Below are 25126 nucleotides of genomic sequence, written 5' to 3' on the forward strand. Positions count from 1 at the left end.
TATCAAATATTATGTGAAATAAAAAAGTTGATTTCGCCTATTTACAAAACGAAACGTTCAGTATATTATTTGATTATATAATTAATGAACTATACGTTTAGTATTTAAATTAATGAGGAGGATTATCATGCAAAGAGAACAACAAGCCTTAGAAAGTAACCGTATCTCAAATTGGATGATGTTTTTGTTGGCAGCCGCATGCGGCCTTATTGTTGCCAACCTGTACTATGCTCAAACCCTTGTAGGACCTATTCACATTGCTATGGGTCTTTCTTCTACAGCAGCGGGCTTCATTGTCACCTTGACTCAAATCGGTTATGTGGTGGGATTGCTATTTATCGTACCGCTCAGCGACATTATTGAAAATCGACGGCTCATGGTCATATCGCTAATCATCACAGTCTGTGCATTGGTTGTTGCCGCTTTTGCCACCAATGCCCCGTTGTTCCTGACCGCATCCTTATTCATTGGAATTGGATCTGTGGTAGCCCAAATACTGGTGCCGTACGCCACCTATTTAGCATCCGAAGAGCAGCGCGGCCGCGTTGTTGGGAATGTCATGAGCGGACTCTTGCTAGGCATTATGTTCGCACGGCCAGTAGCAAGCTTTATCACCAGCATCTGGGGATGGCAAGCCGTATTTATTTTGTCAGCCATTGTCTTGACGCTGTTGACGATTCTGCTCTCGCGAGCTCTTCCAGAGCGCAAGCCTGTGCCTACGGTATCTTACAGTAAATTGATTTTCTCGTTAGGCACTCTTTTAAAACAAACGCCTGCATTGCGTCGCCGTGCCCTCTATCAAGCCTGCCTATTTGGGGCCTTCAGCCTATTTTGGACTGTTGTTCCTTTACGATTGGCGGATGATTTCGGAATGTCTCAACAAGGGATTGCATTGTTTGCTTTGGTAGGCGTAGGCGGTGCAGTAGCTGCTCCGATTGCTGGGAGATTGGCTGATAAAGGCTGGAGCAAAGGTTTAACCGGGTTAGCTATGATCATTGCAGCCTTGTCTTTTTTGCTCATCTATCTTTTTCAAAGTCATTCGACCGTTGCGCTCGTACTTCTCTTTATTTCAGCGATTACACTGGATATGGCTGTATCGGGAAACCTTGTACTTGGACAACGTGTGATTTACTCCTTGGGAAGTGAAGCGAGAGGGCGTTTGAACGGATTATTCATGTCTATTTTTTTCATAGGCGGAGCGATTGGATCATCATTAGGGGGTTGGTCGTATGCGTTAGGAGGTTGGAATTTCAGTTCTCTGATTGGAGTCGTCCTGCCTGTGCTGGCTTTGCTGTACTTTTTCACTGAGAAAGAAACGAGTGGAGACGTGCGAAAGAAACAAACCACCTGATAGAGGTCAGCTTTAAGCTATGCCGTACGCAAAAACATAATGATTAAAGTGGCTGTTCCCAAGAGAAAACAAAGGGGCGAGTAGAGCACAGTGTCCCACTTTGCAAAAACAGTTCCTTTTTTTCTCTTGAAGAACCCTACCCATTTGAAATCTCCTATAGAACGTAAAATAAATATGCACGATAATAAACCTGCACCGTAGGAATGAAAGGAACTGAAAAACAGGAATTGTGTAACTCCACCTAGTTCTAGTACGAACCAAGCGGCTAAAGCTAGTAGAATAGCTACAATTGATGTCCCTATCTTGGAGGGCTCAAAGAGCAAAGCTGTTCCTGTGCTTGGGATCGCTGCCTTTGCACCTTTTTGTCCGCCGAATACCCAATATAGATGCATGCCGCTCAGTACCCATAGAATTCCGCCAACTGCCCATGTAAGTAACTCCAACATGTGGCACCCTCCTTAATTGAATTAATTCGAAATCCACTCTGTCCAAATCATGTGAATATGCCGTTGAATGGCTTCGTCACTTAATGTCTCTTGCTTGTGACGCTCATACCAGCCTAAGTAGTAATGGTACAACATCCATGATCTCTGAAAGGCTTTCTCTGGTTGCATTCCCTTCTGTATTAAAAGCTGCTTCATAAACTCCATTCTCATCTGTTCGACTTCATTGAGCAGGGAATGGTAAGTATCATCCTTCAATGACAGTTTTCGCAGATAAAACAGAAAATCTCCTCGTTTCGTCTTTCCGAACATCTGGGTTAACAACTCTCTGATCCGCTCATCTGCGGCAGCATGGATGATGGACGCTGCAATAACCTGTTGTGTCGTCTGTTCCTTCCATGTCTCCACAATCTGTCTAATGTAGCTGCTGCGATTGTTAAAATACCAATAAAAACTACTCTTACTGCACCCTAAAGCAACGGCCATTTTCTCAACTACGAGTTGATCAATCCCACCCTGTTCAAAACGTTCGATTCCTTTCTGAATCCATTGTTCTTCTGTGACAATAATTTTAGGCATCTCTCCCTCTCCCTCTCCCTTTCTGTACGGTATCGTCTAGATGAGTATATATTATAGTGTTTTTAGAGCTGTGTAAATATGGGCACATTAGCTCCCTGAGCCAGCTGATGCATAGGAGGCATGAACTTACATAAACGCCCACTTGAAATACCTGCGAATTTGATCTATAATGCTGTAGCATATAGTGATATTCAAGGCATTGACCAAAGACATGATTTCCTTGAAGGGCCGTTCAGAGAGAAAAGACGAGGCTGAGAGCTTTTCCGGCAACCGCATGTGAAGTTACCCCTTTGTAGCCGTGACGTTGAACATGTAGCTGTGCAATCTGGCAGTAACATCAGTAAACGCCTACCGCTTTATCCCCGTTAACGGATACCAATGGAGGGTCACGCATGTCGTGCATGAGTATGTTCCGATGAACATAAATGTACGCACAGGAGCGGGCCGAACTAGGGTGGAACCACGAGCTGAACGCACTCGTCCCTTGAGGGAGAGAGGCGTTTTTTTGCGTTCAATTTTGATATAGCACACAATTTGAAATGGAGGCTTTAATCGTGAGTATTCAAGTGAAATTGCCGGATGGAGCCGTACGCGAGTACGAGCAGGGCGTAACGATCGCCGACGTGGCGGGTTCGATCAGCTCCGGGCTGAAAAAGAACGCAGTAGCAGGTAAAGTGAACGGGAAGGCTGTAGATCTGAACACCGTTTTGGATCAGAACGTTGACCTTGAAATTATTACGCTGGACGGTGCAGACGGTCTGGAAATTTACCGCCACAGTACAGCGCATTTGCTCGCTCAGGCGCTCAAACGCATTTACGGTGAGAAAAACGTGAAGCTGGGTATCGGTCCGGTCATCGACAGCGGCTTCTACTATGACATTGATATCGAAAACCCATTGTCCGTTGACGACTTGGCCAAGATCGAGAAGGAAATGACGAAGATCGCACAGGAAAATCTGCCGATTACACGTCGTGTGGTTAGCCGTGAGGAAGCCACTCGTATTTTTGGAGAGTTGGAAGATCCACTGAAGCTGGAACTGATTCGTGATTTGCCGGAAGAAGCGGAAATTACAATCTATGATCAAGGCGAATTTTTTGACCTGTGTCGTGGCCCGCATTTGCCATCTACTGGCCGCATCAAAGCTTTTAAACTGTTGAGTGTAGCGGGCGCATACTGGAGAGGCGATTCCAACAACAAGATGCTGCAACGTATCTACGGAACAGCATTCCCGAAAAAAGCACAACTGGATGAGCACCTGCATTTGCTGGAAGAAGCGAAAAAACGCGACCATCGCAAGCTGGGTAAAGAGCTGGAACTGTTCATGTTCTCCGAAGAAGCACCGGGCATGCCGTTCTACCTGCCTAAAGGTATGGTTGTCCGCACTGCATTGGAAGATTACTCCCGTGACATTCAACGTCTGCATGGCTATGAGGAAGTACGTACACCGCTGATGATGAACAATCGTCTGTGGGAACAATCGGGACACTATGAGCATTACAAGGAAAACATGTACTTCTCCGAAGTGGATGAAACTACATTTGCTCTGAAACCGATGAACTGTCCAGGGCATATGCTTGTGTTTAAAAATGAGCTTCACTCCTACCGCGATCTGCCAATTCGTATAGCCGAATTTGGACAAGTGCATCGCCATGAGCTGTCCGGCGCGTTGAACGGTATGATGCGTGTTCGTACATTCTGCCAGGATGATGCGCATATTTTCGTCACACCAGGTCAGATTGAACAAGAAATTACAGACGTGATTAAGCTGATTAACGAAATGTATAGTGTGTTTGGCTTTGACTTCACAGTGGAATTGTCCACACGTCCAGATGACTTTATGGGCGAGCCAGTGCTGTGGGATCAAGCGGAACAAGCTCTGCAAAACGTGCTGGATCACCTGGGCATCAACTACCGTATTAATGCGGGAGATGGAGCATTTTACGGTCCAAAAATTGACTTCCACATTCTCGATGCGCTCAAACGCAGCTGGCAGTGCGGAACGATCCAATTGGACTTCCAAATGCCTGAAAAATTCGACCTCACTTATGTGGGCGAGGACAACCAGAAGCACCGTCCAGTCGTTATTCATCGTGCCATCTACGGTTCGATTGACCGCTTCATGGGCATCCTGACTGAGCATTTTACAGGTGCATTCCCATTGTGGTTGGCTCCTGTTCATGCGAAGCTGTTGCCAGTATCCGAGAACTATATCGAGACTGCTAATGAGATACAGGATGTGTTGCTGAAAGCAGGTCTGCGCGTCGAAGTGGATACTCGCAATGAGAAGCTTGGTTATAAAATCCGCGAGGCGCAATTGGAGAAGGTTCCATATATGTTCGTTATCGGGGAAAATGAAAAAACAACCGGTACTGTAGCGGTTCGTAAACGCGGCGAAGGCGATCTGGGATCACTCAGCATTGCGGACATCGTAGAGAAAATCAGCACAGAAATTCGCGACAAGCAGTAATATTTGATCGAAAAAATGTGTAAAAGAGCCATCAAAACCATGATGAACGTGGTTTTGATGGCTCTTATTTATACCCAATACATAAGAATCCAGCGTAAGAATGAACCATAGTTGTTGCAGCCTCGACTGAATTCTTAAGTTATCTTGTGCACAAAAACTTAGCAGGTTTGTGGCCGTGAAGTGGCGTGATCTGCAGGGAGGTAGAGTGTCTTCAAGGACGACTCTTCGGATTGTTTCGCCGGGGATTCTTCCGCATCCTGTTCCTCGCTAAGCGATAAAATTTCGCCGCGCAACTTCAGCATTTTCTGATCCAGCTCGTAGGTTGCACGTGCGGCTTCGGTCAATCCATTAACGACATGTTCAGGCACTTTCTTATCGAACTTATAGTACAAAATATGCTCCATACTGGCCCAGAAATCCATAGCCAATGTGCGCAATTGAATTTCAACCTTGATCCAGCGTGTGCCCTCAAACAGGATCAGCGGAATTTCCACAATGACATGTAGGCTCTGATAGCCGTTGGGCTTAGGATGGGCTATATAGTCCTTGACCTCCAGAATACGAATGTCTTCCCGTGTGTGAAGATGATCCATCAGACGATAAATATCTTTCACAAAAGCGCATACCACGCGCATTCCCGCGATATCATGAATTTCACGCAATATATTGTCCAAGGTCACTTCATGCCCTTTGCGCCGAACCTTTTCCACGATGCTGTGGGGCTCTTTGATCCGGGTTTTAATATGCTCAATCGGGCTAAAACCGTCTAACAGCTTCCATTCCGTCTGAATCAGCTTAATTTTATTCTTTAATTCCTCCAGAGCCAGCTGATAAAGGACGGGAATCTTTCTCCACTCCTCTAGTTGCTTGGCGTTAACACTGTTTTGATCCAGCTGTAGCTGAAATTCCTGCAAGGGTAATGGGACAGCATTCAGGTGCTTCCAATCCGGTTCATTCACAGAGCATTCTCCTAAATGAGGCTTATGATGTCCTCGATCTTTTTCGTAAAAATGCATTATCGTATACATTGTACACTATGTCAAAACCTACAGGCAAAGGAGCGACGGTCAAAGAAAAAAGAAATACAACAAGAATTATGGTGGTAAAACCGAGTAATCCGATGTATAATTACAAAAATGCTGATTTGGAGCATTTAATTCTTTGAAAAAATCACAAATGTAGAGTATCCATCATTAGATTAAAAATATAAATTACAGAAAAGAGGAAAAGAAAATGGCAAAAGTAGAAAGTTTTCAATTAGATCACACGATTGTAAAGGCTCCTTATGTAAGAGCAGCGGGAGTAGAGCATGACGAAAAAGGAAGCACAGTACAAAAGTATGACTTGAGATTTTTGCAACCTAATGAAGACGCACTTCCGACAGCAGCTGTACATACGCTGGAGCACTTATTAGCGACGTACCTGAGAGATGAAATCAAAGGAATTATTGATATCTCTCCTATGGGATGCAGAACGGGGTTCTACTTGATTTTGTGGAATGAACATGAGCCAGAGGAAATTGCACTCGCTTTGGAAAAAACCTTGAAAAGAATTCTGGAAACGACAGAGGTTCCGGCTGTTACTGCTTTGGAATGCGGGAACTACAAGGACCACTCTCTTTTTTCAGCGCAGGAATATGTGAAGATTGTATTAGAGGCGGGTATTAGCCGCGATCCTTTCGAAAGAGTATTTTAAAATCTATGATTTCGATTGACCTATCTCATCAGACAGCGGTAGTGACAGGCGGCAAGTCAGGCATAGGCAAGGGAATTGTAGAGCTTTTCATTAAAAGCGGAGCTAAAGTGATTTCTGCTGATATTTCTTATGAAGAGCCGTATAGAGTGGTCAATCCACAGTTGGTTGAAACGCAATTGGACATATCCAAACCGGATGATATCGAAAGATGGTGCGATCTACTAATCAGCGAAGCGGGAGTGCCTGATATATTGGTGAACTGTGCTGGTACTTCTACGATGGATTATGTCATTGATAGTGAGTTGGCTGATTGGGAGAAAGTATTTTCGATCAATTCAACTGGGCTGTATGTAGCGTCCAAACGGTTTGCCAAGGAAATGGTGGATGCTCGTAAATCAGGACGAATTATCCAAATTGCTTCGCAGGCTGGAAAAAATGGATATCGGGCGATGGGCGGATATTGTGCTTCCAAACATGCGGTTCTCGGCTTGACCAAGGTGATGGCCATTGAGCTTGCCCGGCAAAATATTTTGGTAAATGCGGTCTGCCCCGGCATTGTAGAAACGCCGATGAAGCATCGTGAACGGATTGAAGGGGGCGTCATTCGCGGAATGACCGCTCAAGAAATATACGAAGAAGATTGTTCACAGGTACCTTTGGGGAGAACGGCTGAGGTGGAGGATGTCGCCAATGTGGTGCTATTTCTGGCAAGTCCGCTCTCTGCATATATGACAGGACAAGCGATTAATGTTACAGGTGGAATGACGATGCACTAGCATACTAGCATGATCTGGGGGAAAACAACATGAGGAAATCGTTCGTTTTACTATTAGGGATTAGTTTATTATTGGTTGCCGCAGGATGTGGTAATAAAAGTTCAGACAGCAATGGCTCCAGCGCCGCTTCCGGTTCGGAAACGCAAAAAGTAGTCATCGGCTCCATGGGCTCTGACGCCCAGATATGGAAGCATATTGCCCAGTCCCAGGCCGCCAAGGATGCCAAGCTGGACATTGAAGTGAAAGAAATTAACGGCGGAATCGAAACGAACAATGCGACCAAAGAAGGCGAAGTAGATGTGAATGCATTCCAATCGTGGGCGTACCTGGTTAGCTATAACAAAGAGAGCAAAGCCGATTTGAAGGCTATAGCCACAACCTACCTGGAGCCTATGGGGATTTATTCGCAAAAATTCAAAAGCATCGATGAAGTGACCGACGGGGCTCTGGTAGCTTTGGCAGATAACCCGGCCAATACAGCAAGAGGTTTAAAGTTATTGGAAGCCTCCGGTTTGATTAAGCTTAAGGCTGACTTTAATGATGCCTTGGGTACTGTCAATGATATTACTAGCAATCCTAAAAACCTGAAATTTGAACTAATTGATGACAAAACAGGACCACGAGTGATTCAAGATGTAGGCTTGGTGCTGATTGGGAATACAATTGCTTTAGAAGGGGGTCTGAATGTACTGAAAGATTCCTTGTTCCATGAGGAGATCAGTCAGGCAACCAAAAATAATATTAACGTCCTGGTGACTTCATCTGATAAGGCGAATGACAAAGGGCTGCAAAAGTTAGCGGATCTCTATCATAACGAGGATACTCAAAAATACATTAAAGATGAATTTGGCGGTACCAAAGTAGAGGTTAAAGAGCCGGTTTCTTATTTGGAAGGACAAACTACAACAAAATAAACTTATGAGATCAGCCAGTTTTTCTGGCTGATCTTTTTTGTTCGTAAGAGGCCTCTTACCAGTAGTCGGCTTGACTTTGAGCATGGGTTTCAGTTCGATAATGTTTGGGGGAGAATCCCTTTACCTTTTTAAAAATTTTCGAGAAGAGTAAAGAGTCGTTATAGCCGACTGAACGGGAAATATCACCTATCGAAAGTTCAGCGTTTCCCATCATTTCACATGCTTTGTTGATCCTATAGCGAACCAAATAATCCTGAATGCTTGTGTTTACTTGTTGTTTGAATAACGAACATAAATAGCTTCGATTGAGTCCGATAAAATTTGCAATGTGCTCAATGGTAATTTTCTGAGCATAATTCATTTCAATAAAATCCTTCACTTTTTCCACGTAAATTTCCGCCCGGCTTTCCTTTTGTTCGGGGGGCGTTACCGGGCCGAACTCTATAAGCTCCGATAACATTAAGCATAGCAGACCGGTTAGTCTGGTTTCCCGAGCTTTATGGCATCCACTTGATTCATTCATGAGCTGCAAATATTGATAAATCAAATGGTCTCCTTCAAAGTTGAGGATTGGACGCGTCATCGTTAGACCTGCTTGCTTGAGGAGTGTTTCTGCCAGTGCCCCGTCAAATCCAAACCAGCAATAAGACCAAGGATTCACTACATCGGCTTGATAATAAGTAATGACCTGGGGGCAGATTAGAAACCACTGTCCTTTCCGTAAGCGATAACTGAACCCACCGACCTCGAAGGTACCTTCTCCGTCCAAAATATAATGAAGCAGATAGTGATCTCTTATCGCAGGTCCAAAAAAGTGACTCGGTATGCATTCCTCTATGCCAAACTGAGTTAGATACAATTCAGAATGCTGCTTACTACGCGGCAAATATTCTATCACGCTAAATCTCCTTATGTAAATTATCAAGCATTATAACATAAATAGTGAGCACCATGCCATGTACTTCATATCTAAAATTAATATATCATTTCTGTAGAACCTATTGCGACTAACGAGGAGCTTATCAAGCTTTACACCATGTGAACTTAGTTGGTGGTGTTACAAAAAGGTTCTTCTATGTCCTTTTTTAGGTGCGGATTTCCGAGGGGTATGATCTAGAGGGAGGGGTTGTTTTTCCAATGGGTATCATTGTTCAAGAGCAAACGGGGCTGTTTCATCTACAGTCGTCGGGCATGAGTTATATTATTCAGATTGTGGATGGATTTCCTGTGCATGTATATTGGGGAGATAGGCTGAAGCACCGCGAATCAATGACCGATCTATTGCTTCACACTTCTGCGACGGCTGGATTGGATCGGCTACCGCAAGAGTACCCGCAGTATGGGAGTGGGGACTTCCGTAACCCTGCGTATCAAGTAGAACTTGAAGATGGAACTCGTATCACGGAGTTAAAGTGCGACGGTTACCGGATCATCAAGGGAAAGCCATCATTAACCGGGCTTCCGGCCGTATATACCGAGAATGAAGACGAAGCGGATACGTTGGAACTGGAGTTAAAAGATGACTTTTCAGGTCTTAAAGTTGTTCTTCTTTACACCGTCTTCGCGGATCGAAACGTAATCGCTCGTTCGGCTCGTTTGAGTAATACGGGAGCCAAGAATCTTCGACTTCTCCGTGCTCTAAGTGCCAGTGTCGATTTTTCAGGTAAAAGCGATTTAGAGTTCATGTATCTTTCGGGAGCATGGGCTCGGGAGGGGAATATTACCCGCAAACCGATTCTTCAAGGTGAAACCCGAATTGATAGTAAAAGGGGCATGAGCAGCCATCAACTCAACCCTTTTGCTGCATTGGTCACTCGGGGAACAACGGAAAGCTATGGTGAGGTATTCGGCTTTAGCCTCGTGTACAGCGGGGGCTTTGAGGCGGGAGCGGAAATAGATTCATTTGGCTCTACACGGTTTAACATCGGCGTGAACTCCTTTGACTTTTCGTGGTTACTGAGCCCAAGGGAGAGTTTCCAAACGCCAGAAGCCGTTATGGTTTACTCCGGTCAAGGACTGGGAGATATGTCGCGGACGTATCATCGCTTGTATCGGACTCGACTTTGCCGAGGGAAATATCGGGACGAAGAACGCCCTATTCTGGTCAATAACTGGGAAGCTACCTATTTTGACTTCAATGCAGATAAGTTGGTATCGATAGCGAAAGAGGGGGCTGAGCTAGGCATCGAACTATTTGTCTTAGATGACGGTTGGTTCGGAAAACGGGATTCCGACAATTCGTCTCTCGGCGATTGGTACGAGGATCGTCGGAAGCTGCCAGACGGACTCGCGGATGTCGCGAACCGTATCAATCGGCTGGGTCTTAAATTCGGGCTCTGGTTCGAGCCAGAGATGATCTCTCCGGACAGTGAGTTGTACCGGGAGCATCCGGACTGGTGCCTCCACGTTCCGGGACGCAGGCGCAGCGAAGCCAGATGGCAGCTAGTGCTGGACTATACTCGCAAGGAAGTGCGCGATTTCATCTACGATTCGCTTGTTGCCATTTTCTCCAGCGTGCCAGTCTCTTATGTGAAATGGGATATGAACCGCTGCCTGACGGAAATCGGTTCCGCTGCTCTGCCGCCGGAACGCCAATCCGAGACTGCCCATCGCTATGTTCTTGGATTGTATGAGCTGTTGGAGCGCATCACCACCGAATTTCCGCATATTCTTTTCGAGAGCTGTTCAAGTGGCGGAGGGCGCTTTGATCCAGGAATGCTTTACTACATGCCCCAAGTCTGGACTAGTGATAATACCGATGCGGTGGAACGCCTGAAAATCCAATATGGAACTAGCCTTGTCTATCCTGTAAGCGCAACCGGGGCGCATGTCTCGGCAGTTCCGAACCATCAAGTTGGACGCATAACGCCCCTTGATTTTCGAGGTGATGTCGCCATGTCCGGAAATTTTGGATATGAGCTTGATCTCACGAAATTCACCGATGAGGAAAAAGAGACGGTCAAACGCCAAATCGCAGTATACAAGCAGATACGTGGCTTAGTACAGAAAGGTGACTTGTATCGCTTAAAGAACCCGTTTGAAGATAACGAATCGGCTTGGATGTTTGTTTCTGAAGACCAAGAGGATGCCATCGTCTACTATTTCCAAGTGATGGCTGTCCCGAACGCGCCTTGGCGAGCCCTGCGCCTTGACGGACTAAATCCAGAGCTCGAATATGAAGTTAAGTCAGGAAATAGCGGGCAAAAGTCTATCCATGGGGGGGATCGGCTTATGAAGTTGGGCCTCCCTCTTCTCTACAGACAGAAAGACTATGAAAGTGGATGGTTCAGGCTTCGGGCAATAAGGTCCGGTAAGGCTTAAGCATCAGTACAACAGTATAATTGCCGAAAGAGAGAAAACAATCGATGGAGTTATGCCCCTTTTTATATGAAAAGGGGCATTTTGCGTACAGCAGCTGTACTGATTGAGGAGGGGGAAGCCATTTTTTTATACGAATGATGAATGACATGAAACTGAGGAAGATGTAGGAGTTACATTTGAATTTTGATTGAAAACAGGATCATCAACAGAGTAAGTCGTTACGCTGACGGCTGCTTCATTCCTTAATTAATGAATTCATTTCTAAATTTCCGGAATTCATTAGGTGTTTTTTTATGATGTTTCTTAAAAGACTGAATGAAGTGATTTACATGATTGAACCCCACTCTGTGGGCTATTTCAGTTATTGTAGAATCTGTTGAAATTAATAACTCACTGCTTTTCTTGATACGGTACTTAATTAAGTAGTCGTAAGGTGTCATATGAATAGTTCTCTTAAAACTACGAGTGCATTCCGAAATACTTAAATGTGCTATAGCAGCAATTTCTTGCAGTGTTATATTGTCTGAGTAGTTTTGATGGATAAAGCTGAGCATTAATTGAAGTCGCTCCTGTTGCAATTTTATGTATTTAGGTGCTTCCTCAGAAGACAGCGAAATATTAGATATTAAGACTAACCATAATTGTACCGTTTTGATGGAAACCTCGTATTCCCAGCCCCATTTTTTTTTCATATCAAATTTCTGTTTCATATCCCAAAGCATTTGCAGTATTTGAATTTGCCATTCAACATCTCCTTTGATTACGAATGACAATAAGAGAGAGTTTGTATAAGGCAGTACATAATTTTTTTCCATCGCACTATCTGCATAAAAGGCCAACAGCTTCTCAGGGAAATTAAAACTGACATATTGACCGTTATGTGTAAGGTGTGTAGTAACGTGAAGAACACCTTTATTAATTAAAATGGCCTGACCTGTTTCTAATTCATGATCAATGCCGTTAACTTGTATCACTAGCTTTCCTTTGGTAACCAAAGTGATTTGTAGTTCCTCATGCCAATGTAAATCGTTGAATCCTCTACCTTCAGGATTACTTGCATGAATAGTATGGGTGTACATGATGTATGGAAATGAAACATCGGGATATAGAATGGTCTCATGCAATTGTTTTTCCATTTTAGCGAGGTCCTTTCTGATGACGATATTTCTATATAAATTAAAGATATAGTTACACAAATAAAATAAAAGTGGTGATATTATTATACCAGATCTTCGGCTTATCATTACAATCCTGTGCACAGGCGATTGGATAAGACATCTTGGAGGCGTACATGTGAAAATAAATCAATCGTCGTTACCATTTCATCCGTATATTTTGCTTTTAATCAGCATACTGTCTGTTTCTATCTCATCCATCATGATAAAATCCTCAGATACTCCAACCTCTGTGGCTGGGATGTACAGATTGTATATGTCAGTACTCATAATGCTTCCTTTTGTACCTTGGAAAATGTTCCGTTCCTTAGAAATGAACAAAAAAGATTGGAGTACCGTTTTCATAGCTGGTCTTTTTCTCGGGTTATATTTCTTATTCTGGATGGAATCTTTAGTATATACCTCAGTTGCGAGCTCCATGGTCATTCTATCGTTACAGCCTTTATTTGTAATGATGGGTTCATACTTTATGTTCAGAGAACGAGCAAACATATTGACCATTCTTTGTTTGATCGCCGCTCTTGTCGGTTCAATCATTATAGCTTGGGGAGACATTGGGATTTCGAGAGAGGCATTAATCGGAGATGGATTATCTTTAGTAGGAACAATTTTGGTTTCAGCATATATGTTGGCAGGACAGAAAGTAAGCCACAAAATAAATGCAAATGTATATAGTGTTATTGTTTTTTTTATTGGTGGCAGCGTCATGCTGGTCTACAATTTGTTGAATCATTATTCCTTGATCGAATATGACTCGTCGGATTGGGTGTATTTCTTTTTACTTGCAGTAATTCCAACTATTTTTGGACAATATATTTTTAATTTGTTGTTGAAATCGATGGGTGCAACTACGGTCTCAGTTGGTATTATTGGAGAGCCTGTTCTTGCCATAATTCTCGCCTACTTATTCTTGGGAGAAATAATCTCTGCATTTCAATTCATAGGTGGAATCATGACTTTATTCGGTATGGGGATGTATTTTTGGGCAAAATCTTTAAAGTATACTACGGTTGCAAAATATTAAATTTGAAATTCATTATCGCGAAATTGAAGAAAACAATCGATGAGGAGAATGTTTAGATGGCAACGATTGATGATTTTTTGAAACTAGATATTCGAGTTGGAACCATAATTAAAGCTGAGTTTTTTGCAGAAGCAAAAGTACCTGCTATTAAACTTGAAATTGATTTTGGACAAGATATCGGAATAAAAGCTTCGAGTGCACAAATCACAAAAAGATATGTGGCTGAAGATATTATAGGGGAACAAATCATAGGTGTAGTCAACTTTCCACCTCGACGGATAGCAGGCTTTAAGTCAGAGGTGTTAGTCCTTGGAGGAATTCCCGAAAAGGGGGATGTGGTTTTATTGAAACCAGATATCAAACTACCTAATGGAACACCTATTGGATGATTGATCGGCTGTTTAATCAGTAAAATATATAACTTCACAACAGGCAGGACATTGAACCTAACGGGATACGATCGTTCAATAGCAAGTTGAAACAGAAAGCGGCAGACTAGGACTTTATTTTCACGTCCTAGTCTGCCGCTTTTTCTATTATTGGTCTGTCTAAAGCTTATTTGATTCATTAAAATCTGCAACAATTAGGCTGGAAATCACGGGTGTCACCAGTCCAGTAAAAGCACAATTCTCCATACCAGCTATATGCCTTATACCTATCTGGCCGGGATGCTGCGCGTCCCCTCTGTCATCGGGGAGGCGCAGAGCGGGCACACCGGCGGTGTGCTTGTGCTAGCCGCGCTTGTACGGCGTCCGCTTGTTGTGTCGCGCCGCATCCACGCCTTGCAGGCGTCGTCGGTGCATTTCCACACGGGCACGTTGATGCGTGGCTCCGCCTGAGACCCTGCCACCGACGAGGTCGTCCGTGTCGTAGCACTGCCTGGTCCCGGCCTGCTGCTCACGCGGGTCGCTGTGCCAGACGCTGGCGATCCAGCGCCAGCACGGCTGCTATACCCGGAAGCACCCTTCGGTTGGCCGAAGCTGCTGCGGCGTGCTTCTGGCTTGGAAACCTCAGGGGTGACCCCATAGGCTTCCAGCAGGAAGCGTGACACGGCGGCAGGCTTGCCATGATTAGAGGCGGGAGAGGTGATGTACAGCAACTCCTTCGCCCGGGTGACGGCCACGTAAGCGAGGCGGCGCTCTTCTTCAAGCGCTGCATCGTTATCCACAGCCGTAGTCGGGGCGGCGCCTGCCCGCCGATCCTCCGGCAGCTCGCTGTGCAGCGCCGAGCTGTGCGGCAGAATGCCTTCGCTGGCTCCGATCCAATATACGCAAGGGAATTCCAGCCCCTTGGCGCGGTGGATCGTCATGAGCCGAACAGCATCGCTGTCTTCCTCTCTGCGCAGCGATTCCATTTGGCGGTGACGCTCGGAAAGCTCGTCCGCAAAGCTGACGAACGCCTCCACGGTGTCAAACCGCTTGGCTGCCGTTTCGAGCTCCTCCAGACTTTCTTGCATCGTTTCCTTATAATGAGTCCACGCGCCCGTATCTCCGCTTTCCAAATATTTGTCATAAAAGATGCGCCGCATTTCTTGAATGGCATAGGCGGGTTTCATTGTAGTGAGACTGCGAATCAGACGAATACGCTCTTTCACCTGCTCACGCTGAAAATCACGTAGTCGATCCCAGCGGCTGAGATGAATCAACGGGTATTTTTTAGCCTGCTGTTTCTCCTCGCGCATAATCCATTCCATACCCGCCTCACGGGAGACGTACAGCGGCCCAAGAGTGCTCGGAATGGATTCCATACGCCGGGGATTCAGCGACAAGCGCAGGTGATCCATTAAGGGACGAATCAGGGACTGATCATAAAATACAGCTCCTGCTCCGTACTGAATAAATGGGACATCTCGCATAATTAATTGCTCAAAAATAGATCGGCTTCCGCTGGCTGTCCGGTGCAAAATAGCGATATCCCGGTAGCGCAGCCGACCTTCCTCTACCTGTCCGAGTAGATGGGTAACAATATGCCCCGCTTCCTCCTCGGGTCCGGATGGGGTGGCAAACTGCGGCGGCAAGCCTTCACGCCCGGCAGCTGAAAGACGTTTGGAGCGTCGATGAACATTTTTGGCGACAATGTTAGAGCCCAGCCCCAAAATCCGCGCATCGCTGCGATAATTAATATCCAGGGTAATGACCTTTGCATCCTTATAGACTTTGTCAAACTCTAGAATGGATTCCTGGCGTGCCCCATTAAAGGTATAGATCGTCTGGTCATCATCCCCCACGACCATCAGATTGCGATGTCGGGCAGCCAATCGCTGCACCATCTCATATTGCAGGGCATTCGTATCCTGAAATTCATCGACCATGATATGTGAAAAACGCTGCTGAAGCGGCTTAAGCACATCCGGGTCACGCAGCAGTGCGGAGGCACGCAACAGAATATCGTCAAAATCCATTTTATTGCGCTCCTGTTTCCACGCTTCATAGGCGAGCATGGCACGCTTGGCATCCGATTCCTCGCGCACGGTTTCCGGTAGCTGGTCCGCGCTGCGGCCTTCCGCTTTCCAAGCGGAGAGAGCAGACAGCAGGCTTTCCGGCTGGAAAGCCTCGCTGAGTCCAAGCTGCCGCAGCATCATTTTCATGACGGTATGCTGGGCCTGCGTTTCACCGAACACTTCATCTTGCACGCCGCGATGACGCAGCATCGCCAAAGCGAATGAGTGAAACGTGCGAGCCTGAACTGCACGTGCAGCGGCAGGGCGCACACCGGGTAATCCCGCGATGCGCAGTTTCATTTCGGCAGCTGCCTTGCTGGTGAAGGTCACCAGCAGAATGGACGATGCAGGGACATCCCGCATCGCCATCAGGTAGCCTGCGCGGGCAGCCAGCACTGTGGTTTTGCCGCAGCCAGCCCCTGCAAGGGTCAGAAGGGGGCCTTTGCCGTGGCGGACGGCCTGGATCTGCGGGCGGTTCAGGTGAATGCCGGCGTTCTCTAAAGCACGAAAATAGGCCGAGTCTTGGTCGGTGTCGGGCACCAGCGTCATACTGGTATCCATGGAAGCACGACGTGCCTGAGGGCTCGACGTTGAATAAGGAACCCCGATGGGTCGGGGGTAAAAAGAAGGATTTGGGTCCATAATCCTGAAACCCCTTTCGTTCTTAAAATCTTCCATTTTCACAAATGGGGGTAGTTTTTGGTATGATAGAGTTCTAGTCAGCTTTAGCTGACGATAAGAACAAGGCGATGGACTAAAATAATGCTGAAATTCATGCGGATCTTGCCGGAGCGACAGAACGTCAATACGTTGACGCTAATGCCAATAGCCTTCAAACAGGCAATATGACCGCATTCCATTATACAGGAGTTCGAGGTTTGCCAACAGAAAAAAACTTTGGGATATACGGACGGTATAGTGAAATCCGGCTGGATAATGGGGAGGAAATAACGATGAAGCTGATTCAACGTATAAAGGAAGGCGCTAATCGCGCAACAGAAAAGGCGCAGCATGCTGTCGAGATTAGTAAGATCAATTCACAAATTACAACGATTCAGCAGGAAATGGATGTTCATTTCTTACGAATGGGTCAGATCTTTTACGAAGGTTACCGTGCATCCGACATGTCGGTGGCAGAAACCGAGATGACACAGCTATCCACTGCATGTGATGAGCTTCAGGATGAAATTGACGAGCTGCGCAGTAGAATTGCAGAATTGAAAAACGCTCATTTATGCACCTGTGGAGCGGTTGTGCCTCTGGATGCGAACTTTTGCCCCAAATGCGGACGCAAGCTCAATGAAGGACAGGCTGCTTCCAAACAAGTAGCTGCTGTGCGTGAAGAGGTGCCAACGGACGTCTATTCTTTTGATCTGCGCAAGCCAGAGGTAGTGAAGGATGCTGCGCCTGCTTACACGGAGTATGCAGAACAGGAAGTAGTCGATCGGCATGAACAGGAACAGGATGAGCGGTATGAAACACACGAACCAGCGGGACTAGACCGCGATTACACAGTATCTGATTTTACACCGGAAGAAAAAGCGGCATTCGACGCTGAGTGGGAGCGCCGTCGTCAGGAAGAACTGGAAAAAGAACACCGTCGTCTTGAAGAACTGGAACGCGAGCGTGAGCGCCAGGAGGAGCTGGACGAGCGAATCCGATATTGGAAGGCCAACAACTCCGGGGCCGAGAAGCCGGCAACGCCGTCTGCACAAGTACGTGAAAATGTAAAATGCCAAATCTGTACTGCAGAACTACCTAAAGGGTCCAAATGGTGCCCGCGTTGCGGAGCTGAACAGATTTGACGCAGCCGAACAGGCTGCTGCAGGACACAGACATAACGCCGGGCAGCATAGGGGGAACAGAATATATGGAGCGTTTGCTGCATCATCTGCGGAATCTGGGTTTTACGGAAATGGAAGCCAAGGTTATGGTCGAGCTTTCGAGGCAAAATGCGGCTTCCGGCTATGAAGTGGCTAAGCGTCTGGGTGCATCGCGCTCCAACGTGTACGCGGCTTTACAGCGTTTGGCCGGGCAGGGATACCTCAGAACCAGTGCTGGAGAGCCTGTACGTTACAGCATGCTGCCACCGGGTGAACTGACCCGGATGATCGAAGGACAAATGCAGGAGTCCCTACGCGCAGTGGAGAAAGAAATGCCACGAACAGAACCAACCAAGCCGACCTTTTATAATGCGGAAGGCGATCGGAAGGTGCTGGAAAGTCTGACACGTGAATTGGAACGGGCAGAGCATGAGATTGTGTTGGATTTGTGGCGCGAGGAAGCTGAGCTGCTGCGGACAGAGTTGGAGAAAGCTGAGAGTCGAGGTGTGCGTCTGCTCTGGTCCTGCGATAACGGAGAAAGCATGATGGGACCGTGGTTACCGTCTGGGTCTGGTACAGACGGACAGGAACCAGCAGGGCGGAAGTTTTCTTTTGTTATTGATCGGCGTTGGTGCATGCTGGGTATGCGGGGAGAGAATTGCCCGACACAGGCGCTTATTACCGAGCATCCGGTAATGACAGGCCTGCTGCTTAATCATTTTGCTCAGGATCTTATTCTGTATGAGCTGGAGCATGATATGGGCAGAGAACTGTCGACCCGGTATGGCTGGCGGTATGAAGGCATTATCGGCAAATATATGTCAGCTGGAGAATAGCTAAAGATTACCGGGTAGGAAGTTCCATCAGTGCCCGGCATATAGATGTAATATAGCCCGCCTTATGAGGCACGAATTGATCCGATGTAATCAGGCGGCGGTTTTTTTCTGGATTTGGCCCCGACGTAATGCCATGGGCTTCGATAAAGGGAATATGGCCTTCAAAAAGGGCCAGTGCTTGGTCAAGATCTGCTTCGTACAGTCCGGCTACTTCTTCTTGCTGGAGGTGATAAGCTTCCAATGGCTGGTTCGATAGCAGTCCAAACACCGAGCTAACCTCCCGATCCCAAAAAGAGGTGCCCTGTGCGGTACCTTTGCTTTCATACCGAACGGTCATCAGCGGTGTTAATGAGGTAAAGGGAACATGAATGCCCAGTTCTTCCTCCAGCTCACGAGCCGCCTGAGACATATCTTCGCCTGCCGTCAAGTGACCGGCTGCTGTAATATCGTAGCATCCGGGGAAGGTGTCCTTCGTATCCTGACGCTGTTGGAACAGCAAGCGACGGCCTGTCGAAGTGTCTCGTGCTAGCCAGCAGTGAAAGGTATGGTGCCAGTATCCCTTGGCATGTGCGTCTTGTCGCGAGGCTGTGCCAAGAGGGTTGTCTTCATCATCGTAGATATCCAGAAGCTCGCTAGTCATCGTGGTTCCTCCTATAGTAAGCAGAAATCAAAGGTCTACTTTACAGTATAACGTGTTTTCTGTCCTGACGATATGAAGGCGGGTGTGGAATGTGGAGTGGCATTTGGGGTATGCTGGGAACATGAGGATTTGCAACATCACACAGATTTACGATTGAAAGGAGCGATTTTACATGGAATGTATAGTACATTTTCGAGTCATGCATCCGGAGGAACCCAAGGAACTGCGCGGGTTGATTATGCTGGAAAGCGGAGGCAAGCCGGGGATTGATCAAATCACGGATATGTTCAAAAATATGGGCTATGATGTCCGCCCAGACAATCCGGAGGAATTGATTTTTAAACCAGTCGATGTCAGAGCTAATTATACATATATCCGGGTTATTGAACTGGATACAGGTGAGGAAGTCTACCAGGAAGACAGGGATTTGCGCGCGATTTTGGAAAATTTGCTGAATAAACGTTAAAGATCAGGAGAACTAATCGATGGAATGAGATAAAGTGATCCTGTCGCCATTCATAGGAACGGAGAACCAATAATGAGATTGTATATTATCCGACACGCAGACCCCGATTACCCCAATAACACCATCACGCCGGAGGGGCATTTGGAAGCCCAGGCACTGGCCAAACGGCTTTCCAGTCACGGACTGGATCGAATTTATGCCTCTCCTTTGGGGCGGGCTTTGGATACAATGCGCTACACCGCCGACTCTCTGGGTATGACTCATGAAGTGGAACACTGGACACAGGAGCTGGCTCTAAAGCTGGAGGAAACTCCATACGGCCGTCTTTCCCATTGGGATTTGCCAGGTGAAGTGATCCGTTCCGAAATGCCCCTGCCGACTCATGACTCTTGGCAGGAGATTTCCTATTATCAGGGAACGCAGAGTCCCGAAACCTTCGAGCGGCTGAAGCTTCATTCCGATGAATTCCTGAAACGGCAAGGCTTTGAGCGGGTGGAGGGCAGGTACCGGATTCTGAAGCATACCGAAGATCAGGTGGCCGTATTTTGTCATGGCGGCTTCGGGCTGACCTGGCTTGCTCATCTGTTGGAGCTGCCATTGGCCTTGGTCTGGTCCGGCTTTTGGATGCCGCCTAGCTCCGTAACCACGATCTTGTTTGATGAGCGCTCTCAGGAATGGGCAGTTCCCCGTTGCATCGGCTTCGGTGATGTTTCCCATCTGTACGCTGAGGGCTTGCCCGTCAGACCCCGTGGCATTATCACCAATTTCAACTAATCAGATCTCTCACACCATACCAAAACGGCTTAAGACGGTACATCGTCTTAAGCCGTTTGTTGTAGTCATATAGGTGTGGGTTGAGTCAGCGTGCTTCGACGTACCCCTCCAGCTTGGAAGTGCAATGTGCGCAACGGGTAGCGGCTACAGGAATTTCGGATAGGCAATGTGGACATTCCTTGATCGTTTTTTCCTGAGGAGGTTTTTCTTCCTCTTTGCGTTTCAGCATGTTAATCCCTTTGACCAGCATGAACACACAGAAGGCTACGATCAGGAAGTCCAGCAGGACGTTAATGAACTGACCATAGGCGAGGACTGCAATCCCTGCTTCCTTGGCCTGTGCCAAAGTCATGCGTGTACCGTCAGCATTTAAAGGATCGGCAGCTCGTAAAGCTACATACAAGTCTGGAAAATTCATGCCGCCCAGAAGTTTACCAATCGGAGGCATGATAATATCGTTTACCACAGAAGTGACAATCTTGCCAAACGCTCCACCGATGATAACACCGACCGCGAGGTCAATCACGTTACCTCGTACAGCGAATTCTTTAAACTCTTTTATAATACCTTTTCCGCTCATATGAGTGCTCACCTTCTTTACATAAAATCATTTATCTATAATACATGCTATGTCAATGGAGGGCAATTCCCAATTGATGTATTGCACTTTGTCACAAAATCACATGTTCATTTGTCTTCTATATGTAAACCAATAATGGAGGCGATGTATCGTGAGTTTGAGATTCAATCACAGAGCAGTGAGTCCTAGCACATTCAAGGTAATGATGGAGATGGAAAAATACATTTCCGGTCGTTTTACAGACAAAGTATTGTACGAACTACTGAAAATTAGAGTATCCCAAATCAATGGATGTTCCTATTGTCTGGATATGCATGCGAAGGATTTGCTCAAGCTGGGGGATTATGCTGACCACATTTTGCAGCTAGCCTTATGGCGGGAGGTTCCTTTGTTCACGGAAAAAGAACGTGTTATGCTTGAATTAGCTGAAGCGGTTACCCGTATCTCTGAACAAGGGGTACCTACGGATTTGTACAATAGGGTCAGAGAACATTTTACAGAGGAAGAATACGTAGATTTGATTACCGCGGTTAACGTGATTAACAGTTGGAACCGGATTGCGATTGCAACGGGAATGTATCCGGGCATTCTTTAAATGAACAGGGGGCTATGCTTTGTCTGGCAAAGAACACAGAATTGAACAAGAATCGGTGGATTTAAATCTGGAGGAGCTGTATCAGAGATATCGCAAATATTCTTTTGCCATTGCTTATCGCATGCTTGGAACGGTTACGGATGCCGAGGATGTAGTTCAAGACTGCTTTGTCGAGCTGAAGAATAAGCCCCTGGATGATATACACAATCCCAAAGCCTATGTAGCCAAAATGACGATGAATCGGTGTCTGAATCTGTTGAACTCTGCGCGCAAGCAAAGAGAGACATATGTAGGACAGTGGCTGCCGGAGCCGTTGGGTGAAAGCGCAGATCTCCCTGCGGATTGGTTAGAGCGTAAAGACATGATATCTTACGCTTTTCTGGTTTTGCTGGAGCAGCTAAAGCCGATAGAGCGGGCTGTTTTTGTGCTGAGGGAAGCTTTTCAATATGATTACAAAGATATTGCGGAATTGCTGGGGAAGACTGAGAGCAACTGTCGTCAGTTGTTCAGTCGCTCCCGTCGTATTCTATCTTCAGGAGAATCTGCTCTTGAGGCTCAGTCCAGTCGTAATATGAATAACTCATCCCGAATAAAACTACTAGAACGTTTTACAACCGCCTTTCTTGCCTACGATGTGACTGCTATGCTGGAACTACTGGCTGAACAACCTGTATTCGTGTCAGATGGCGGAGGTAATGTGCATACGGTGATGAGACCGATGGTTGTGCGCAAAGGCGTTCTTGCCCTGTTGACTTCTCGTCGGGTATTAACCGTTTTACGAGAAAGAGATGTGTTCCACACCGTCATCAATGGCGAGGTCCAGCTGGCATTTCTGGAAGATGGAAAAGTGAGAGAAACCTTATGTCTCAGACTGACACCGGACGGGGAGCATATTCAGAGTTTTTATTTAATGGTTAACCCAGATAAGTTGGGATACATTCATATAGGACAGAAGAAGCGAACATGCGATAAAAAGTAATCATCGAAACAGCAAAAACCTTGAATCCTGCTAAGGATCAAGGTTTTTTGTTGTCTTCACAACTGCCGGGCTTGATGAAGAGCCAGATCACCTACCCAGGGAAGCTTGAGCCACTTGCCTTGTCCCGCGCGAATTAACAGGATGACCCACAATACAAGGCCTGCCAGCGTTAGCAGGGAAGCGAGCAGAGGACCGAGCAGCGGAATGAATCCAACAAGCACATGCCCGATCATGAGGGTGACAAACAGAAATATGGATTGCAGCGCGTGAAATAATACAAATCGACTTTTCTTTTCCAGCATGACAAAGGCCAGTGCGCCAATAAATGCGAACAGATAGCACAGGACAGCTGCTATATTTTCATCCAATCCCGTGGAAGACTTATAGACTGACATGTCAGGCAAATCCCCCTTTATAAGTTATCCGTACTATACAAGCTATGAGGACAGGAATTAAAGATATGCCCGAAACGCCAGAAAAAGTTCAATCAGGGAATGTGTATAAAAACACGAAAAAGACTGAACGAAAAGGATTCGCTCAGTCATTCACAGGGTTATACACAGGTTTTGCACATGTTGTACGCATTTTATCCACTATACGCCACTACTTGTCCACAAAATAAGCATTGGTTATGCACAAATTGTGCACAAACTGTAGACAATATAGCGATTAAGCTCATTTTGCACACAGATTGTCCACAAAATATCAACAGATTGGTATTAACCGTGGATAAGTTGTCTTATTTAGCGATCTCCGCGTTGTAAACGACGGCGTGGATGTGTGATTTTACCCTTTTTATCCTCATCGTCCTCTTTGGGGATAAGTCGTTCATCAGTACGTCCTTCATGATGATTATCAAAGGCGTATTCGGTCATTTTCCACTCGGAAGTACCCAGAACAACATCAGCGGGAAAATGCTGACCTCTGTGCAAATGCTGCTCATGTCCATCCTCATCAATATAAACACCATCCACTTCTACCTTTTCTCCTGTTAGTGGGAGCAAATCCTTCCCTTTGTGTTCCATAGGTATCCCCTCCGTCTGACTTTATTCTTCGTTAATTTGTCCGGACGGAAGGTCTTTTATCCACAAGCTGATGCAAAATATCCTCGGCAATCTGGTCTGCGGGATGAGGTTTACGAAGCAGCTCAATCGCCTGCATCATCTCTTCGGCAAGAGAGGGGGTGGAAATCAGGTCGAGACAATGCTGAATCAGCTCCTCCGTAGTGCGAGCAATACGGGCAGCTCCTTTTTGCTGCAAATACAGAGCATTATTTAGCTCCTGACCGGGTACGGGCTTGAACACAAGAATAGGTAAACCGGATGCAATGCTTTCCGAGAGTGTGATGCCGCCGGGCTTCGTAATCACCAGATTGCTCGCACGCATAAGTGCTGGGACAAAGTCCACGAATCCATAGGTGTAAATGTTTGGGTGGTCTGCATACAGCGCATCCACTTCTGCTTTCAGTTGCTGGTTACGTCCGCAGACGATCAGTAGCCGCAACTGAGGAAGCTGGCTTAATTGCCGACAGATATCCAGTATGCCGGATAGCACACCATAGGCGCCAGCCATAATGAGTAGCGTAGTAGTCTCAGACTGTAGTGATGGAATTACCTGTTCCTGAACAGGAATTTCGTCGGCAGACATGTTATAAAAAGAAGCGTGAATCGGAATACCCGTAGCGATAATGCGTTCAATAGGTATTCCCCGCTGGGCGGCTTCCTGCTGGATATCCTCAGTGGCTACATAGTAGCGGTCAATATCGGGATGCAGCCAGCGCCCATGCAGATCGAAATCTGTAACCACGTTGACAATAGGCAAATTCATTCCCATTTTGCGGCGTAACGCCGGGAGCGCGAGCTGCGGGAACGTATGTATCACGAGATCCGGCAACTCCTTTTTCAGAGTGAGCGTAAGTTGACGCATTCCGAATGAATGCAACACATGGCCGAAGGCCGATTTAGCCTGCATACCGCGCGTGATGTTATAGACCCAGCCGTAAAGCTGAGGAATGGTTTTGAAGCTTTGCATATATACAAATTTGGTCAGACCGTTCAACCAGGGATGAGATTCAGCCATCAGGTCGAGAAGTTGTACCTCGCAGCGTCCGAGTCTTCGCAAACTGTCCATAATTGCCCGAGCGGCCTGCACATGGCCTTCCCCGTAACTGGCGTATAATATTAGAATTTTTGGTGCTGAGACTTCCATGATTGTTTAGCCCCCTATATTCAATAAGCACATGAAGCT

At 46.4% G+C, this 25126-nt stretch carries 26 protein-coding genes; 15 read left to right on the forward strand and 11 right to left on the reverse strand.

What is annotated here, in order from left to right:
* Positions 1 to 127: 127 nt before the first annotated feature.
* Positions 128 to 1351 carry an MFS transporter gene (locus tag MKY24_RS02905; protein WP_023986807.1) on the forward strand — a complete coding sequence of 408 codons (1224 nt, stop codon included), beginning with the start codon at positions 128 to 130 and terminating at the stop codon, positions 1349 to 1351.
* Between the two features lie 17 nt (positions 1352 to 1368).
* On the opposite strand, the gene MKY24_RS02910 is transcribed toward MKY24_RS02905, so the two are convergent.
* Together MKY24_RS02910 and MKY24_RS02915 are read right to left on the reverse strand one after the other, a co-directional pair.
* On the reverse strand, positions 1369 to 1797 hold the full coding sequence (locus tag MKY24_RS02910) for a DUF3995 domain-containing protein (protein ID WP_339201386.1): 429 nt from the start codon (positions 1795 to 1797) through the stop codon (positions 1369 to 1371).
* 21 nt (positions 1798 to 1818) lie between these two features.
* Entirely contained in the window at positions 1819 to 2373 is a 555-nt protein-coding gene (locus MKY24_RS02915) for a TetR/AcrR family transcriptional regulator (protein WP_339201387.1), read from the reverse strand.
* A 120-nt stretch (positions 2374 to 2493) separates the two neighbouring features.
* Here MKY24_RS02915 and MKY24_RS02920 point away from each other — a divergent pair, with 120 nt between their 5' ends.
* Both MKY24_RS02920 and thrS read left to right on the forward strand, forming a co-directional pair.
* Positions 2494 to 2628 carry a hypothetical protein gene (locus MKY24_RS02920; RefSeq protein ID WP_256715626.1) on the forward strand — a complete coding sequence of 45 codons (135 nt, stop codon included), beginning with the start codon at positions 2494 to 2496 and terminating at the stop codon, positions 2626 to 2628.
* A gap of 299 nt (positions 2629 to 2927) precedes the next feature.
* The gene (thrS, locus tag MKY24_RS02925) at positions 2928 to 4841 is read left to right on the forward strand and encodes a threonine--tRNA ligase (RefSeq protein ID WP_068941249.1); all 1914 of its coding nucleotides are present in this window, start codon (positions 2928 to 2930) and stop codon (positions 4839 to 4841) included.
* A 158-nt stretch (positions 4842 to 4999) separates the two neighbouring features.
* On the opposite strand, the gene MKY24_RS02930 is transcribed toward thrS, so the two are convergent.
* On the reverse strand, positions 5000 to 5800 hold the full coding sequence (locus tag MKY24_RS02930; RefSeq protein WP_053324541.1) for a GTP pyrophosphokinase family protein: 801 nt from the start codon (positions 5798 to 5800) through the stop codon (positions 5000 to 5002).
* A 274-nt stretch (positions 5801 to 6074) separates the two neighbouring features.
* Here MKY24_RS02930 and MKY24_RS02935 point away from each other — a divergent pair, with 274 nt between their 5' ends.
* From MKY24_RS02935 to MKY24_RS02945, 3 genes are read left to right on the forward strand one after another with little or no spacing between them, the layout of a single operon-like run.
* The gene (locus tag MKY24_RS02935; protein WP_007428584.1) at positions 6075 to 6536 is read left to right on the forward strand and encodes an S-ribosylhomocysteine lyase; all 462 of its coding nucleotides are present in this window, start codon (positions 6075 to 6077) and stop codon (positions 6534 to 6536) included.
* Positions 6537 to 6541: 5 nt separating this feature from the next.
* Entirely contained in the window at positions 6542 to 7312 is a 771-nt protein-coding gene (locus MKY24_RS02940; RefSeq protein WP_339201388.1) for an SDR family NAD(P)-dependent oxidoreductase, read from the forward strand.
* Positions 7313 to 7341: 29 nt separating this feature from the next.
* Positions 7342 to 8226, forward strand: a complete 885-nt coding sequence (locus MKY24_RS02945) for a MetQ/NlpA family ABC transporter substrate-binding protein (RefSeq protein ID WP_025719774.1) — start codon at positions 7342 to 7344, stop codon at positions 8224 to 8226.
* A gap of 55 nt (positions 8227 to 8281) precedes the next feature.
* Here the strand turns inward: MKY24_RS02945 and MKY24_RS02950 are convergent, their stop codons facing one another.
* A complete protein-coding gene (locus tag MKY24_RS02950) occupies positions 8282 to 9124 on the reverse strand; it encodes an AraC family transcriptional regulator (RefSeq protein WP_023986815.1) in 843 nt (280 codons plus the stop codon).
* Between the two features lie 239 nt (positions 9125 to 9363).
* Between MKY24_RS02950 and MKY24_RS02955 the strand changes: the two genes are divergently transcribed.
* The gene (locus tag MKY24_RS02955; protein ID WP_339201389.1) at positions 9364 to 11547 is read left to right on the forward strand and encodes an alpha-galactosidase; all 2184 of its coding nucleotides are present in this window, start codon (positions 9364 to 9366) and stop codon (positions 11545 to 11547) included.
* Between the two features lie 242 nt (positions 11548 to 11789).
* Here the strand turns inward: MKY24_RS02955 and MKY24_RS02960 are convergent, their stop codons facing one another.
* Positions 11790 to 12683: an AraC family transcriptional regulator gene (locus MKY24_RS02960; RefSeq protein ID WP_071559375.1), complete on the reverse strand. Its 894-nt coding sequence runs from the start codon at positions 12681 to 12683 to the stop codon at positions 11790 to 11792.
* A gap of 241 nt (positions 12684 to 12924) precedes the next feature.
* Between MKY24_RS02960 and MKY24_RS02965 the strand changes: the two genes are divergently transcribed.
* Positions 12925 to 13746 (forward strand): DMT family transporter, encoded by an 822-nt coding sequence (locus tag MKY24_RS02965; RefSeq protein ID WP_233903876.1) that lies wholly within the window; start codon positions 12925 to 12927, stop codon positions 13744 to 13746.
* Positions 13747 to 13802: 56 nt separating this feature from the next.
* The gene (csaA, locus tag MKY24_RS02970; protein ID WP_053324545.1) at positions 13803 to 14135 is read left to right on the forward strand and encodes a chaperone CsaA; all 333 of its coding nucleotides are present in this window, start codon (positions 13803 to 13805) and stop codon (positions 14133 to 14135) included.
* A gap of 266 nt (positions 14136 to 14401) precedes the next feature.
* Here csaA and MKY24_RS02975 read toward each other — a convergent pair whose 3' ends face one another.
* Complete coding sequence (locus MKY24_RS02975) at positions 14402 to 16828, reverse strand: UvrD-helicase domain-containing protein (protein WP_023986820.1); 2427 nt, start codon at positions 16826 to 16828, stop codon at positions 14402 to 14404.
* A 311-nt stretch (positions 16829 to 17139) separates the two neighbouring features.
* Here MKY24_RS02975 and MKY24_RS02980 point away from each other — a divergent pair, with 311 nt between their 5' ends.
* Positions 17140 to 17991 carry a zinc ribbon domain-containing protein gene (locus tag MKY24_RS02980; protein ID WP_028541128.1) on the forward strand — a complete coding sequence of 284 codons (852 nt, stop codon included), beginning with the start codon at positions 17140 to 17142 and terminating at the stop codon, positions 17989 to 17991.
* Between the two features lie 65 nt (positions 17992 to 18056).
* Positions 18057 to 18845, forward strand: coding sequence for a TrmB family transcriptional regulator (locus MKY24_RS02985; RefSeq protein WP_023986822.1), 789 nt, complete (start codon positions 18057 to 18059; stop codon positions 18843 to 18845).
* Positions 18846 to 18852: 7 nt separating this feature from the next.
* Here MKY24_RS02985 and MKY24_RS02990 read toward each other — a convergent pair whose 3' ends face one another.
* Positions 18853 to 19485 carry an NUDIX domain-containing protein gene (locus tag MKY24_RS02990; protein WP_053324547.1) on the reverse strand — a complete coding sequence of 211 codons (633 nt, stop codon included), beginning with the start codon at positions 19483 to 19485 and terminating at the stop codon, positions 18853 to 18855.
* Between the two features lie 172 nt (positions 19486 to 19657).
* On the opposite strand from MKY24_RS02990, the gene MKY24_RS02995 reads away from it, so the two are divergent.
* Both MKY24_RS02995 and MKY24_RS03000 read left to right on the forward strand, forming a co-directional pair.
* Positions 19658 to 19951: a hypothetical protein gene (locus MKY24_RS02995; RefSeq protein ID WP_023986824.1), complete on the forward strand. Its 294-nt coding sequence runs from the start codon at positions 19658 to 19660 to the stop codon at positions 19949 to 19951.
* 72 nt (positions 19952 to 20023) lie between these two features.
* The gene (locus MKY24_RS03000; RefSeq protein WP_023986825.1) at positions 20024 to 20725 is read left to right on the forward strand and encodes a histidine phosphatase family protein; all 702 of its coding nucleotides are present in this window, start codon (positions 20024 to 20026) and stop codon (positions 20723 to 20725) included.
* Positions 20726 to 20810: 85 nt separating this feature from the next.
* Here MKY24_RS03000 and mscL read toward each other — a convergent pair whose 3' ends face one another.
* On the reverse strand, positions 20811 to 21305 hold the full coding sequence (gene mscL, locus MKY24_RS03005; protein ID WP_023986826.1) for a large conductance mechanosensitive channel protein MscL: 495 nt from the start codon (positions 21303 to 21305) through the stop codon (positions 20811 to 20813).
* A 151-nt stretch (positions 21306 to 21456) separates the two neighbouring features.
* Here mscL and MKY24_RS03010 point away from each other — a divergent pair, with 151 nt between their 5' ends.
* Together MKY24_RS03010 and MKY24_RS03015 are read left to right on the forward strand one after the other, a co-directional pair.
* Positions 21457 to 21900, forward strand: a complete 444-nt coding sequence (locus MKY24_RS03010) for a carboxymuconolactone decarboxylase family protein (protein WP_023986827.1) — start codon at positions 21457 to 21459, stop codon at positions 21898 to 21900.
* A 19-nt stretch (positions 21901 to 21919) separates the two neighbouring features.
* The gene (locus MKY24_RS03015) at positions 21920 to 22879 is read left to right on the forward strand and encodes a sigma-70 family RNA polymerase sigma factor (protein WP_028541124.1); all 960 of its coding nucleotides are present in this window, start codon (positions 21920 to 21922) and stop codon (positions 22877 to 22879) included.
* A 56-nt stretch (positions 22880 to 22935) separates the two neighbouring features.
* On the opposite strand, the gene MKY24_RS03020 is transcribed toward MKY24_RS03015, so the two are convergent.
* The 3 genes from MKY24_RS03020 to MKY24_RS03030 all read right to left on the reverse strand — a co-directional run bounded on the left by MKY24_RS03020 (position 22936) and on the right by MKY24_RS03030 (position 25087).
* Positions 22936 to 23274, reverse strand: a complete 339-nt coding sequence (locus MKY24_RS03020; protein WP_023986829.1) for a DUF4870 domain-containing protein — start codon at positions 23272 to 23274, stop codon at positions 22936 to 22938.
* Positions 23275 to 23622: 348 nt separating this feature from the next.
* Positions 23623 to 23904 carry a hypothetical protein gene (locus MKY24_RS03025; RefSeq protein ID WP_023986830.1) on the reverse strand — a complete coding sequence of 94 codons (282 nt, stop codon included), beginning with the start codon at positions 23902 to 23904 and terminating at the stop codon, positions 23623 to 23625.
* A gap of 31 nt (positions 23905 to 23935) precedes the next feature.
* Complete coding sequence (locus tag MKY24_RS03030) at positions 23936 to 25087, reverse strand: glycosyltransferase (protein ID WP_068941260.1); 1152 nt, start codon at positions 25085 to 25087, stop codon at positions 23936 to 23938.
* Between the last annotated feature and the right edge of the window lie 39 nt (positions 25088 to 25126).

It is taken from the genome of Paenibacillus sp. FSL P2-0322, from assembly GCF_037975315.1.
In the GTDB taxonomy this organism is placed as follows: domain Bacteria; phylum Bacillota; class Bacilli; order Paenibacillales; family Paenibacillaceae; genus Paenibacillus; species Paenibacillus polymyxa_B.